Genomic DNA, 13262 nt, shown 5'->3' with positions numbered 1-13262 from the left:
CCCGACGGTCACGCTCTCTACCGCGTACACCGCCACGCCACGCCACGTACACCCCGCACCCGTCAGCGCGTCCCTGCTGGTCAACGGTATACACGGACCGCCAGCGTTTCCCCCATGAACGGAGCGATTCCCCCTCACACGGCACCAGCCCGACAGCCGGCGTCGCCCACCCGCGAGTTCTCGATGCGGTTCACGTCTTCTCCGCGCGGCGCGCGTCTCGCCCGGCGGCTCGTGTCGCACCGGCTCGACGAGTGGGGCTACCCGTACGACTCGACGCCCAACGAGACCATCACCCTCATCGCGGCCGAACTCACTGCGAACGCCGGTGCGCCATGAGGCGCTCTGTTGTATCCCCGGTTCAACCGGGAGGAACTGAAGGGAGGTTCTGGGTCTGATGGCTCACCTCGACCCGAAAGGTGAAGGGGGACAGCAGCATGCCAGGAAATCAACGATCACGTTCAGGTATGGAAGTGATGCGTTGAGGGACCCGCGCGATATGGCGAAAGCTGTACTGCCTGAACCCCAATCTCCAAGGGATGAAAGGGCTGGCATCCATCGGAAACAAACCTGACACCGATGCCGCGCCCTGCGATGGCGCGCCCGCTCGGTCTGCCGTCCCGGTCGGACAAACTCGTCGGTGAAGTGATCCGCTCTCTACTGGAGGCGTATTACGAGCCGCGTTTCTCCGGCCGCTCCCACGGTTTCCGCCCCGGCCGGGGCTGTCGCACGGCACTGTCCGAGGTGACATACAACTGGACCGGGACAACCTGGTTCATCGAAGGAGACATTTCCGACTGCTTCGGCTCGCTGGACCACGAGGTCCTGCTGTCCATTCTGTCGGAGAAAATCCACGACAACCGGTTATGCCGTCGAACCGACCGACAGCGGCGGGAAGGCCAAATGGACGGCTCTCGGGTTCGGGCGGGCCACGTCGTTCGAGCTGACGAGAGCGGTGCGGGAGGTGCTGCTCGGAACCGAGCTTCCGGTCAACGTCACCAAGCGGGCCACCGCCGCTATGGCCGAGGCCCGGGACCACTTCATCGAGGCCGTGCATCCTGGTGGCACTGTGGTGACCCGGGCAAGTGGCGGCCATGTTCGGTGGTGGACCTGGGCCGGTCACAAGGCCAACGCCACGCTGGCCGCGTCGCTCGGCACGGTCACGACCCCGGGGCAGCGCGTCAACGACTGCTGGATCAGGCTCAGGGAGGACGTTGACCCGAGTACCTGGAAGCAGGTTCTTGCCGACGCGTCGAGCCGACTGTGCCTGCCGGATATCGACGCGAAGGCGGCGAAGGGGCTGAAGTTCGCCGAGGCTCTGCCGCCTCGCCTGGCCACAGCGACGCTCGCGCTCCGGTTCTCCGACCTGCGAGGAGCGGAGACCGTGTTGGCGGAGCCGACGAGGTTCGTGGCGGCACCAGGTCTTTGAAGACAGCCCGGTAATAGCGAAACCGCGCTCCGCCGGCTACGGTCCCAGCGGCCGGTACTCGAAGTCGCCCCACAGCGGCCGGGTATCGGGCAGCGGGGTGCCGGCGTCGCCGTCGTCCGGTGCCCAGATGCGTGCCGGTCCCGCCCCTGCCCCGTCGAGGGGCCGCCACCCGGGATCGCCGGTCGCTGCGAACTCCGCCCACGCCGAGAGCATGCGCCGCGACAGGCGGTCGTCCGCCGCGGAGGGCGGGCCGCCGATGAGGAACTCCACCGCGGCCAGGCCGTGGTTGCCGAACGCCAAGGGCACATCGGCGGAGTGCCAGGCGAGCACCTCGCCCTGCGGGCCGCCGCGCCGCCGGTCGAAGCGGGACACGAACGTCCGGCCGCCCGCCCGTGCGTGCGCCTCACCGAGCCTGCTGCTGTACTCGGCGAACAGCAGGTCGCCGAAGACCGAGAGATACACGTCGAGCACCGGCGCGCCGTCCGGCAGGAGGGCCCGGTAGCGGTCCGGCAGATCGTCCGGCAGCCCGAAATCGGCTGTGAACCGCTTCAGTCCCTCCCACGTCGTGACCTTCTTGCTGCTGCCGACGGCGTCCATCAGCCGGTACTCCTGCGTGGTGTGGCAGACGAGCAGGTCCACCTTTCTCCCGGCCCCCGCGGCCACGGCGGCGAGCGGGTCCGCCGGCAGGACGACACCGTCGGCGACCGGAGCGTAGAGCACCGGGTCGTAGTGGAGGTGTCCCGACGCGGGGTCGTGGCGGTAGCCGTCCGCGACCGTGTCGGAGGCGGCGACCAATGCCTCGGGCGGTGTCGCGGCCAGGGCCGCGGCCGTCGCCGGAACGCCCGCCGCGGCCGCGACCCGCGCCGTGATCTCCCGTGCCTGCGCGGCCGACCAGCACGGTCCCACCGCACTGTGCGCGATCGCGCGGCGGAACAGCCCCCGGGCCTGATCCATCACCATCAGCGCGGCCACGGAGGTGGCCCCGGCGGACTGTCCGGCCGCCGTGACGTTGTCCGGGTCGCCGCCGAACGCGCCGATGTTCTCCCGCACCCACCGCAGCGCCGCGGCCTGGTCGAGCAGGCCGCGGTTGTCCGGGTGACGCACTCCCGTGCCGTCCTCGCCGGCCGGTACGTGCCCGAAACCCTCGAACCCCAGCCGGTAGTTGACCGTCACCACGACCAGCCCGCCGTCGCGGGCCAGGGCCGTCCCGTCGAAGTCGGGCTGCGCGGAGGACCCGAAGGTGTACGCCCCGCCGTGGATCCACACCAGCACGGGCCGCGAGACGGCGCCCGCCGGGGCCCACACGTTGAGCGTCAGGACGTCCTCGTCACCGGGCGACCACGACGGCGATCCCGGCAGCTCCGCCGACTGCGGGGCGACCGGCCCGAAACGCGTACAGTCCCGTACCCCGGTCCAGGGCTCGACGGGCTGCGGCTCGCGGAACCGCGCCGCCCCGAAGGGAGGCGCGGCGTACGGAATCCCGAGCACGGCCACCACATCGTCCCCGACCGGGCGTCCGCGCACAGACCCGTCGTTCGTCCGGAACACCACCATGGAAACGCAACCCCCACCTCGCCGTCGAGCCGCCCGCGGTCCCGGCCGGCTCTCGCGGGCCAGCATCCCAGCGCACCGGCCGCGGAGACCAACACCAAGATCGCCACGATTGACACGGCTGCGATGTCGATCCTTGGAAGAGCGGGCCACCGGCCGGGAACACACGCCTTGGCCCGACAGTTCGGACGGTCATGACGACGAAGCACGAAGTCCTGCGCTACACCGCCTTCTCCGGCGACCCCGAGGGCGGCAATCCCGCCGGAGTGGTCCTCGACGCCGCGGGACTGGACGACGCCGGGATGCTCGCCATCGCGGCGGAGCTCGGGTACAGCGAGTCCGCGTTCGTGACCGCGCCGCCCGAGGGGCTCGAAGGGGAACCGGGACGGACGTTCACCATCCGCTACTTCAGCCCCAGGGCGGAGGTGCCGTTCTGCGGGCACGCCACCGTGGCCACCGCCGTCGCCCTCGGGGAGCGGATCGGGGCCGGGGACCTCGTGTTCTCGACCCGCGCCGGGACGGTCCCGGTGACCGTGGCCGAGGAGGACGGCGCGCTGCGGGCGACCCTGACCACGGTCGAGCCCCACAGCGAGGAGATCGCGGACGCGGACCTCGCGGAGGCACTGGCCGCGCTCGACTGGCCGGCCGCGGACCTGGACCCCGCGCTGCCGCCGCGTATCGCCTTCGCGGGCGCACGCCATCTGGTACTCGGCGCCGCGACCCGGGCCAGGCTGGCGGACCTGGCGTACGACTTCGACCGCCTCGAGGCCCTCATGCGCCGGCTCGACCTGACCACGGTCCAGTTGGTGTGGCGGGAGTCGGGGACCGTCTTCCACGTGCGCGACCCGTTCCCGGTGGGCGGCGTCGTGGAGGACCCGGCGACGGGCGCGGCGGCGGGAGCGTTCGGCGCGTACGCCCGCGAGCTGGGCCTGGTCCCCGAGGCGTCGGTCCTCACCCTCCACCAGGGCGCGGACATGGGCCGCCCCGGTGTGCTGACCGTGGAACTGCGCGCGGGGGACAAGCGGGTACGGGTCTCGGGGGCCGGTACGCGGATCGCCTGACGCCGCCGGCTCCGCACCCTGGCCGGGCCCGTCCGCGCCGCCGGTCCGCGCCGCCGGTCCCGGGCCGCGTGGACCGTCACGCCTCGCGAGGGCGCCGCCGGACGGCGTGGCGTCGTCGCCACGCCGTCCGGCGCCTGTCCCGCGGGACGTCCGGCGCCTGTCCCGCGGGACGTCCGGCACCTGTCCCGCGGGACGTCACGCGGACGCCGCGCAGGTCACCCCGCGGTCGGGGTCCAGCCGCCGAGCCAGTCCGCGGGCTCCTGCCCGGCGGCCTGTGCGTCGGTCAGGTGGGGCCGGTCCGTGCCGGCCGGCCCGGAGCCGGGGCCGGTGTTGCGGTATTCGGCGAACCGGTCGTCCTTCCAGGAGAAACCGCCCATGTCCGTCCACGGCGCCGTCCGCACCGCGGCGCTCAGGCTGGTGTCACGGACCGTGGTCTGCGGATCGAGCGTGGCGTCCCCGCCGGCGTGCCAGGGCCGGCCGAGGTGGAAGGTGCCGGCGGACACGTCGCCGTTGACGGTGGAGCGGGTGATGAGGAATCCCTTGCGGTGCGCGGGGGTGCTCGGTGCCGTGACGTAGCCGGCGGACGTCCCGTTCCACCGCTTCTTGAGGGTGATGACGGACCTGTCGATCACGGCGGTCGCACGGCCGAAGATGAAGTCCACGTTGCCGATGACGTACGAGTTGGACATGTGGACCCGGCCGAGGGCGTCCTTGGAGGCGGTGTCGAGCAGCAGGGTGTCCTGGTCGCCGCTGACGATGACGCCGTCGAGGACGATCCGGTCGGCGGCGGTGCGCAGGGCCACCGCCTGGTGTCCGTTGAGGTGCTGGTTCCTCGCCTCGTCGAAGTCGTTGGAGACGGTGAGGTTGCGGGCCTGGAAGTCGTCCGCCTCCACCGCGACGGTGGCGCTGCCGCCGGTGCCGTAGGTTCCGGAGCCGTCCGGCTTCGGCGTACCCGCGGCGTTCCCGAAGACGATGACGGTGTCCTTGCGGCTCGCACCGGTCCCCTGGATCGTGATGTGGGGCTTGGTGGCGGGCACCTTGACCGTCTCGCGATAGGTGCCGGGCTTCACGGCGATCACCACGCGGGCGGTGTTGCCCGCCGGGACGGCGTCGACGGCCTTCTGCACGCTCGTGTACCGGCCGGTGCCGTCCTTGGCGACCGTGAGGGTGGTGGCTTCGGCCGCGAGGGCGTTCGCCGTTCCGATGGCCGCCCTCGGCCCGGCTCCCGACCTCAGCAGCGCGGGGACGTCCGCCGCCCGGTCGAGTGTGTAGTCGTAGTAGGCCCGGGGGTCGAACGCCGTGCCGCCGCTCTCGTTGCGGCCGCTCGTGCCGGAGAAGACGTTGCCGCGCTGGACGACGGCGGCCGTGGTGTCCTTGGTGACCGGGTTCCGCAGGCCCTGGAAGTAGCTGTTCTCCAGCACCATCCGGGTCCCGCCGCGGGCATAGTTGCCGTAGGCGGTGGTGATGTCCGTGCCGGGGACGTCCTGGAGGTAGTTGTTGTAGAGGTGGGCGTGGGCCACGTTGTCGGTGGACGGGTTGCGCTGCTCGGTCTCGTGGAACCAGTTGTGGTGGATCGTGAGGTCGGCCGTGACGTTCTCCGTCCAGCCGATGCCGAACGTCTTGTTGTTGTCGCTCAGCCTGTTCCAGGACACCGTCACATACGTGGTGTCCTTGCGGCTGTCGATCAGCCCGTCGGCCATGTGACGCAGGTCGTTGTGATCGATCCAGACGTGGTGCGCTCCGTCCATCTGGACGGCGTCCCAGTCGTGCTCCTTGTCGTTCCATGTGCCGTGGTAGGAGTCCCGGATTGTCAGGTTCCGGATGATCACGTTGTGGACGCCCTGCCCGAGGAAGAAGCCGCCCCCGACGATGTGGCCCGAGGTGCCGGAGCCGACGATCGTCTTGTCGGACGCGACCTTGATCTCCTTGCCCTTGGGGTTCATGGTGATCGTGCCGGCCACCACGATGACGTAGGGCTCGGCCGCGGTCGCGTATTTCTCCAGGTCCGCCTGCGTCCGTACGGTCACGGTCCTGCCGTCCCGGCCGCCGTACGTGCCCTTCTGGCCCAGGGCGTCGACGGACGCGAAACCGTCGGCGACGTCATCGGTCCACGCCGCCGTGCCGGAAGCCGTGCCGGTCGCTGTGCCGGCCGCTGTGCCGGTCGCCGTGCCGGCCGCCGAGGCTTCGGGCCGGGCGTCCTGGCCGAAGACCCCGAAGACCGTGCCGTACGCCAGGCCCACCGCTGCCGTCAGGGCCAGCGGCACACCGACCCGCAGCTTCCCGCTCCCGCGGCGGTGCCGCGCCTTGCCGCCTGTCTCAGTCATGCGTCGTTCCCGTTCTGCGTGGGGGTGCCCTCGTTTTGGTAGGGGCATGCCAAGCAGTGGGCGCCGGAGCCCGAAAGGTTGCCGACCGGAGAGCGCGCCGACCGGAGAGGTCAGAACGAGGTCTCGCGCACGCTCGCCCGGTCGGAGGGTTCGGTCGTGGCGGTGATCTCCGAGCGGTGGCGGTCGGCCGAGAAGGTCGCCGTCAGCGTCTCGGGCGCGGTCTGCGACGTGCTGACCGTGAAGCCCTCGTTCGGCACGGCCGAGATGAGGCACACACCACCGCTGCCGTAGCGCACGGTCGCCTTGCCGCCCTGGGACGAGATCGTGTGCACACCCGAGCCGCCCTCCTCGCAGCCCTGACCGCCGGCCGGGGGCGTGGCGGGCTGCTCCTCCGAGGGGCGCGGCGTCTCACGGGCCGCCGGGGTCGGCGTCGCCGTACGCGGCTTCTCGGTCGTCGGGGTCGGCGTCGGCGACGGCGTGCGCACACTCGGTGTCGGCTCGGCGCTGGGCGAAGGGGAAGGGCTCGCCGCGGGGGAGGACGACCGGGGCGCCGCCGCGAAGTCCCTGGGCGCGGACTGCGCGACCGGTGCCGTCGGTCTGGTCGAACCCACCACGAAATGGACCGTGATCATCACGGCCGTGACACTGGCCGCGGTGCACGACAGCCAGATGAGCAGATAACGCGGAAGGCGGGACACGACACCATAGTGACGGACCGGCTAACGTGCCTGCTCATGGCCTCCGTACTTGTCGTCGAGGACGACCCTGTCATCCGGGCCGCGCTCATCGAGGTCCTCACCGGACACGGGTACGCGGTGAAGACCGCCCACCAGGGCTTCGAGGCGCTGCGCGAAGTGACCCAGTGCCCGCCCGACATCGTGGTGCTCGACCTCGGGCTGCCCGATCTGGACGGGCTCGACGTGCTGAGGATGATCCGGGGCATATCCCGGGTCCCCGTGCTGGTCGCCACCGCGCGCGACGACGACACGGAGACCATCAGACTGCTCAACGCGGGGGCCGACGACTACATGGTCAAGCCGTTCTCCGGCGGTCAGCTGGCGGCCCGCCTCGCCGCCGTGCTGCGCCGGTCCGGGCCGGCGGTGGACGCCGTCGACCGGCAGCCCGTCGTCCAGGTCGGGGAGCTGCGGATCGACCCACGCGCCCGAACCGCCCACCTCGCCGGACGTGAGCTCGCTCTCACCCGCCGGGAGTTCGATCTTCTCGCGTACCTGGCGGCACACGCGGACCAGGTCATGTCCCGCAAGCGCATCCTCGCGGAGGTGTGGCAGCAGCCGTACCTGGAGGACCAGACCGTGGACGTCCACCTCTCCGCCCTCCGCAGGAAAATGGGCGAAAAGGCATCAGCTCCCCGATACCTCCACACTGTGCGCGGAATCGGCATCAAACTGGTCACCTCGCCCTCATGAGACGTGCGCTCGCCGGGATCGCGCTGGCCGTGACGTCGATGGTCGCGCTGTCCTTCCTCATCCCCCTCGCCCTGCTTGTCCGTGAGCAGGCCCGCGACCGGGTGACCACCGCCGCGGAACAGCGGGCGTCCGCCCTGTCGCCGGTCCTCGCCCTCACCACCCGCCGGAGCGACGTCCAGCAGGCCGTCGCGGAGCTGGACTCCCACGACCGGCTGGCCGTACGGCTCCCGGACGGCGGGTTCGTCGGCACCCCGCACGCCCCGCGCGAAGCCCTCGACCGGGCGGTACGCAGCCGGGGCACGCTGGCCATGGACACCGCGGAGGGATGGGTCTACCTCCAGCCCGTCGTCCTGCCCAGGGACCGGGTCGCCGTCGTCGAGGCGTACGTGCCGGCCGCGGACCTGACCCGCGGGGTGTGGGCCTCCTGGGGCGTGATGTCGCTGCTGGCGCTGGGGCTGGTGGGCGGCTCCGTGCTCGTCGCGGACCGGCTGGGCGCCCGGGTCGTCCGCTCCTCGCAGAGCCTCAAGCGGGCCTCACTGGCGCTCGGCTCCGGCGACCTGGACGTACGGGTCGAACCGGACGGTCCGCCGGAGCTCCAGGACGCCGGCGCGGCGTTCAACACCATGGCCGACCGGGTCGTGGAACTGCTCGCCATCGAACGTGAGATGGTCGCCGACCTCTCGCACCGTCTGCGCACCCCGCTGACCGCGCTGTACCTCGAGGCGGACCTCATGGGCCCTTCGCCGGGAGCCCGGCGGATCACCGCGGCCGTCTCGCAGCTGGAGAGCGAACTCGACTCGATCATCACCGCCGCCCGCACCCCGCTGGCCGCGGGCCAGGGCGGCGCCCAGGCGCCGGTGCGGCCCTGCGAGGTGACGGAGGTCGTCGCGATGCGACTCGAGTTCTGGTCGGTGCTCGCCAAGCAGCAGAACCGCATCTGCGAACGCTCCTTCACACCGCGGCGGACGCCCGTGCGGTTCCTGGAGGACGACCTCGCCGCCGTGGTCGACGCCTTGATCGGCAACGTCTTCCGGCACACCCCGCAGGGCACCGCCTTCGCCGTACGGGTGGAACGCGACGACCGGCACGTGATGCTGACCGTGGACGACGCCGGCCCCGGTGTCGCCGATCCGCAGGCCGCTCTCACCCGAGGCGTCAGCGTGGGCGGGGCGGGCAGCACCGGGCTCGGCCTGGACATCGTGGCGCGGGCGGCGCAGGCCGCGGACGGACATCTGGAGATCAGCCGGGCCCCGATGGGTGGCGCGCGGGTGCGGGTGTCCTTCGCGCTGGTGTGAGACCAGGGCGCTTCGCGGACGGCTTCCCGGTCATCGGTCGGTACGGCGGCGCCGGGGTGGACGCGGTGCTGAGCCGCGTCCGGTCCGCAACCGGACCGGGGCCGGCAACGGCAGCGCCGCCGCGCAGTAGTCGTACAGGCGGTGGCGATGATCTCCTCGACTCGGCAATGATGGGCCACGGAGAGCCAGTTCGTGGGATCGGAGCTTCGTGGCAGACCTGATGTGGGGCAGTCCCCTGGACGGCCGGGACCCGACGACGGTGGGTCCGTATACGGTCCTGCGCGTACTGGGGCAGGGCGGAATGGGTCGCGTCTACCTGGCCCGTGGCCTCGGCACGCGGTTGTACGCCGTCAAGGTGATCCGCCCGCATCTTGCCGACGAGGACGGGTTCCGGGCACGTTTCGTGCGGGAAGCCTCAGCGGCTCGGGCGGTGAGTGGAGCGTTCACCGCGCCCGTGGTCGAGGTGTCCCCGTCGGACGCGGAACTGCTCTGGATGGCCGTCGCGTTCGTCGCCGCGCCGCCGCTCGACACCCTCGTCGAGCGGGCCGGGGTACTGCCGCCGGCAGGCGTGTGGTGGGTCGCGGCCGGTATCGCGGAGGCCCTGTTGTCGGTCCATGGTGCGCAGTTGGTGCACCGTGATCTTAAACCGGCGAATGTGCTGGTGACCGCTGAGGGACCGCGAGTGATCGATTTCGGGATCGCCAAGGCACTGGACGCGGTGGGTACGGCTTCCACGCATGTGATGGGGACCGCGGGGTTCATGGCCCCGGAGCACATCCGGGGAGCCGCCGGGCCGGCCAGTGATGTGTTCGCGTTGGGTGCGGTGATGGTGTTCGCGGCAACGGGGCACGCACCGTTCACGGGGCCGAGCGCGGGCGATGTCCTGGCACGGACGCTGTATCAGCCGCCGGACCTGAACGGCCTGCCCGGCGAGCTGGCTGACGTAGTGGGGCGGTGCCTGGCCAAGGAGCCGGAGGCACGGCCGACTCCGAGCCAGGTGCTGGAGGAGTTCAGGCACCACCGGGACCGGACCGACGCCCCCCACGCCGCCGCAAGCTGGCTCCCCGCCAAGGCGCTCGCGGTGATCGAGGGCTTCGGCAGTCCGCCCTCCACGGCCCCGACCGCCCCGCTCCCACCACCGGCGACGACACGTCTCATCACAGCGGACCTGCAACAACGCACCCGTGAGGCACAGGCGCTGGGCGCGGCGGGGGATGTGGCAGCCGCGCGGGATCTGTGTGCCGATCTGGTGCGTGATCACGTTCGGGTGCTGGGGGCCGACCACCCTGACACTCTGTTTGCTCGGGACTGGCATGCCTTCTACACGGCCGAGGCGGGGGATGTGGCGGCCGCGAGGGACTTGTACGCCGATCTGGTTCGCGACCGTACGCGGGTGCTCGGCCCTGACCATCCCGACACCCTGCATGTACAGAACCAGCACGCCCGCTACACGGGCGCGGCGGGTGACGCGGCAGCCGCGCGGGACCTGTGCGCCGATCTGGTGCGCGACCGCACCCGGGTGCTGGGCGCTGACGACGCGCAGACCCTGCGCGCACGGGACTGGCACGCCCGCCACACGGGCGCGGCGGGGGATGTGGCAGCCGCGCGGGATCTGTGTGCCGATCTGGTGCGTGATCACGTTCGGGTGCTGGGGGCCGACCACCCTGACACCCTGTTTGCTCGGGACTGGCATGCCTTCTACACGGCCGAGGCGGGGGATGTGGCGGCCGCGCGGGATTTGTACGCCGATCTGGTTCGCGACCGTACGCGGGTGCTCGGCCCCGACCATCCCGACACCCTGCATGTACAGAACCAGCACGCCCGCTACACGGCGGAGGCGCAGGCGCAGTGACGTGGCCAGGACCTGTCCGGCCGCTCATGTCCCGAGCCGGAGTGCTCTTGCCTCACGTGACGAGACCTTCGACAGCGGGATCCACCGGCGTCAGGCACCGTCGCCCCAGAGGTCGCCCGGACACGTCCTAGCGGCCGGCGCCGAAGTTCTGCGTCCACCACGGGCCGCCGTCGCCGAAGTGGACGCCGACGCCGAGCTCCTTGAACGAGCAGTTCAGTATGTTCGCCCGATGGCCGGGGCTGTTCATCCACGAGTTCATCACGGAGGCGGCGTCCGCCTGCCCCCTGGCTATGTTCTCGCCCAGCGTCGACCAGACGTATCCGGCGGCCTCGACACGGCTCGTCATCGTGGAGCCGTCGGGCCCGGTGTGCGACATCACGCCGCTGCGGGCCATGACGTCGCTGTAGTCGTCGGCCGCCTGCGTCAGCTTCGCGTTGGCGGTGAGCGGCGAGCAACCCGCGGCGGCGCGCTCCTTGTTGACGAGCGACAGGACCTGGGCCTCGGGCCCGCTCGAGTCCGAGCCGCCCGAGCCGCCGGACGTGCCCGATCCGGAGCCGCCGGAGGACGAGCCGGGCCGGTCGCCGCCCGAGGAGGCGCCGGTCGCGGCCTGTGTCGTCGTCCGGGGCCGGGGCTTCGTCGTGGACGCGGACGGGCTCGGTGCCCGCTTCGGTGCGGCGGAGGCGGTGGCGCTCGGCCGCGGCGAAGCGCTCGCGCTCGCACTGGCCGAGGGGGAGGGGGACGCGAGGAGCGACGGGCTCGCCGCGCTCTGCTCGCCGCCCGCCTCCGCGGCGTCCGCGGCGGCGTTCGTCTCGACCCTGCTCGCTCCGCCGTCGTCCCCGTCGCCCGTGGCCAGCGTGACCCCGACCCCGGCGGTGACGGTGATCACACCGAGGGCCAGTACGGCGCTGCGGGCCCGAAGACCGGCTTTCGGGCGGGCATGCGAGCGGGCGTTGGGACGAGCGGTTCGTCGAGAACCCATGCTTACGACACCTCGGAAGAAGACGGCTGAGCAATCGTGATCCCGGGGGGCGCCGCTGCGCCCACCGGGATCACGGTGGGGGGTTGCCGAGATCGTAAGCCGGTTCGAACGGCGCCGTACCGTCCCTGAGGGCTTCTTCAAGAAGCCATAAGAAAGGCATCAGGCTCACACAAGGTACGAAGGCGGAGCGGCCGCCGGGCCTGCCCGTTCCCGGGCCGCGGCGTGCCCTGCCGCCCCCGGGTGCCTTGTGGGGAACACCGGACTGTGGCATACAGGTCTGGACCAATGCCCGTCGTCCGTACGCGGAGGCCCGACCGTGCACCGTCCCCCCACCCCTGTCACGCCGCCCCGCTTTGCCGTTCTCCTGCTGTCGGCCTTCGCCACCCTCGCCGCCCTCGCGACCCTCACCGCCTGTGCCGGTGAGGCCGAGGACGACAAGCCGCCGTCGACACCCTCCGGAGTGACCGCCCAGGCGGGCAGCGCCACCTCCGTGCACGTCATGTGGGACAAGTCCTCCGACAACGAGGCGGTCACCGGCTACGAGGTCTACCGCTTGGGCACCAAGGTGAAGTCCCTGCCGGGCAGCAAGCACATGGTGGACGTCGACGGGCTGGCGCCGCGGACCGCGTACAGCTTCACCGTGCGGGCGCGCGACGCGGCCGGGAACCTCTCCGAGCCCAGCGCCCCGATATCCGTGACCACCCCGGCGCCCGCCCCGGACGACCGCCGGGCCCCGAGCCGGCCGGGAAAGGTCCAGGGACGTACGGACGGCAGCACCGCGGTCACCCTGACCTGGGAGCGGGCCGCGGACGACACCGGCGTCACCTCGTACGACATCTATCAGGAGGACTCACGCGTCCACAGCGTGAGCGGCACGGAGACCGGCGCGCGGGTCACGGGCCTGCGGCCCGGCACCGTCTACACCTTCACCGTCCGGGCCCGCGACGCCGCGGAGAACTCGTCGCCCGACAGCGACCCCGTCGATCTCACCACCCCTTCCGCGCCGGGCCGCAGCGGCGGCAGCACGGCGCCCACGGGTCTCGAGGCGAGTGCCCGCAAGGGCGCCGTCGAGCTGCGGTGGACCCCGCCGCGGACGGGCGCCCCGGTCAAGGAGCACCAGCTCTACCTGAACGGCAGGCTCGCCACCACCATCGTCTGGGGTGCGGAACCGCCCGCCGGGACGGCCACGTACACGATGACCGTCACCGACGAACCCGGCACCCGCTACAGCATCAAGCTCCGGGCGAAGCTGCCGGACGGCAAGTGGGGCGACTTCTCCGCCCAACGGACGGTGGTGGTCCGCTGAGGCGGCCGGGGCCGCGGCCGCCTCGTGCCGCGGGACGGTCA

General features: G+C 71.8%; 11 protein-coding genes and 2 pseudogenes. 9 read left to right on the top strand and 4 right to left on the bottom strand.

What is annotated here, in order from left to right; all coding sequences use genetic code 11:
* Positions 1-114: 114 nt before the first annotated feature.
* From SPRI_RS36945 to SPRI_RS38685, 3 genes and pseudogenes are all read left to right on the top strand, one after another.
* Positions 115-324, top strand: a pseudogene (locus tag SPRI_RS36945) (ATP-binding protein); the annotation flags it as partial.
* 273 nt (positions 325-597) lie between these two features.
* A pseudogene (locus tag SPRI_RS36940) lies at positions 598-915 on the top strand (reverse transcriptase/maturase family protein); the annotation flags it as partial.
* 46 nt (positions 916-961) lie between these two features.
* The gene (locus tag SPRI_RS38685) at positions 962-1426 is read left to right on the top strand and encodes a hypothetical protein (protein WP_162492188.1); all 465 of its coding nucleotides are present in this window, start codon (positions 962-964) and stop codon (positions 1424-1426) included.
* A gap of 36 nt (positions 1427-1462) precedes the next feature.
* Here SPRI_RS38685 and SPRI_RS07480 read toward each other — a convergent pair whose 3' ends face one another.
* Positions 1463-2980, bottom strand: coding sequence for a carboxylesterase/lipase family protein (locus tag SPRI_RS07480; protein ID WP_037773377.1), 1518 nt, complete (start codon positions 2978-2980; stop codon positions 1463-1465).
* 191 nt (positions 2981-3171) lie between these two features.
* Between SPRI_RS07480 and SPRI_RS07475 the strand changes: the two genes are divergently transcribed.
* Positions 3172-4038 carry a PhzF family phenazine biosynthesis protein gene (locus tag SPRI_RS07475; protein WP_053556782.1) on the top strand — a complete coding sequence of 289 codons (867 nt, stop codon included), beginning with the start codon at positions 3172-3174 and terminating at the stop codon, positions 4036-4038.
* Between the two features lie 215 nt (positions 4039-4253).
* Here SPRI_RS07475 and SPRI_RS07470 read toward each other — a convergent pair whose 3' ends face one another.
* Positions 4254-6362: a pectinesterase family protein gene (locus SPRI_RS07470; protein WP_037773376.1), complete on the bottom strand. Its 2109-nt coding sequence runs from the start codon at positions 6360-6362 to the stop codon at positions 4254-4256.
* Positions 6363-6472: 110 nt separating this feature from the next.
* A complete protein-coding gene (locus SPRI_RS07465) occupies positions 6473-6694 on the bottom strand; it encodes a hypothetical protein (protein ID WP_005310004.1) in 222 nt (73 codons plus the stop codon).
* Positions 6695-6737: 43 nt separating this feature from the next.
* Here SPRI_RS07465 and SPRI_RS07460 point away from each other — a divergent pair, with 43 nt between their 5' ends.
* From SPRI_RS07460 to SPRI_RS07445, 4 genes are all read left to right on the top strand, one after another.
* Positions 6738-7043 (top strand): hypothetical protein, encoded by a 306-nt coding sequence (locus SPRI_RS07460; protein WP_005310001.1) that lies wholly within the window; start codon positions 6738-6740, stop codon positions 7041-7043.
* A gap of 53 nt (positions 7044-7096) precedes the next feature.
* Entirely contained in the window at positions 7097-7789 is a 693-nt protein-coding gene (locus SPRI_RS07455; protein WP_037773374.1) for a response regulator transcription factor, read from the top strand.
* The gene (locus SPRI_RS07450) at positions 7786-9084 is read left to right on the top strand and encodes a sensor histidine kinase (protein ID WP_005309995.1); all 1299 of its coding nucleotides are present in this window, start codon (positions 7786-7788) and stop codon (positions 9082-9084) included. Before SPRI_RS07455 ends, SPRI_RS07450 begins: the two co-directional genes overlap by 4 nt.
* A gap of 208 nt (positions 9085-9292) precedes the next feature.
* Positions 9293-10936, top strand: a complete 1644-nt coding sequence (locus SPRI_RS07445) for a serine/threonine-protein kinase (protein ID WP_005309993.1) — start codon at positions 9293-9295, stop codon at positions 10934-10936.
* Positions 10937-11063: 127 nt separating this feature from the next.
* Here the strand turns inward: SPRI_RS07445 and SPRI_RS07440 are convergent, their stop codons facing one another.
* Complete coding sequence (locus SPRI_RS07440) at positions 11064-11915, bottom strand: CAP domain-containing protein (RefSeq protein WP_005309990.1); 852 nt, start codon at positions 11913-11915, stop codon at positions 11064-11066.
* 316 nt (positions 11916-12231) lie between these two features.
* On the opposite strand from SPRI_RS07440, the gene SPRI_RS07435 reads away from it, so the two are divergent.
* Positions 12232-13221, top strand: a complete 990-nt coding sequence (locus SPRI_RS07435) for a fibronectin type III domain-containing protein (protein WP_005309987.1) — start codon at positions 12232-12234, stop codon at positions 13219-13221.
* The last annotated feature ends 41 nt before the right edge of the window (positions 13222-13262 follow it).

This window comes from Streptomyces pristinaespiralis, from assembly GCF_001278075.1.
GTDB classification, from domain to species: Bacteria; Actinomycetota; Actinomycetes; order Streptomycetales; family Streptomycetaceae; genus Streptomyces; species Streptomyces pristinaespiralis.
The sequence above is the reverse complement of the archived record's forward strand: the minus strand, read 5'-3'. Positions and strand labels throughout refer to the sequence as shown.

Coding starts and splice junctions, on each gene's coding strand:
- SPRI_RS07440 (WP_005309990.1), bottom strand. CDS start 11,915: ATGGGTTCTCGACGAACCGCTCGTCCCAACGCCCGCTCGCATGCCCGC.
- SPRI_RS07470 (WP_037773376.1), bottom strand. CDS start 6,362: ATGACTGAGACAGGCGGCAAGGCGCGGCACCGCCGCGGGAGCGGGAAG.
- SPRI_RS07450 (WP_005309995.1), top strand. CDS start 7,786: ATGAGACGTGCGCTCGCCGGGATCGCGCTGGCCGTGACGTCGATGGTC.
- SPRI_RS07455 (WP_037773374.1), top strand. CDS start 7,097: ATGGCCTCCGTACTTGTCGTCGAGGACGACCCTGTCATCCGGGCCGCG.
- SPRI_RS07475 (WP_053556782.1), top strand. CDS start 3,172: ATGACGACGAAGCACGAAGTCCTGCGCTACACCGCCTTCTCCGGCGAC.
- SPRI_RS07480 (WP_037773377.1), bottom strand. CDS start 2,980: ATGGTGGTGTTCCGGACGAACGACGGGTCTGTGCGCGGACGCCCGGTC.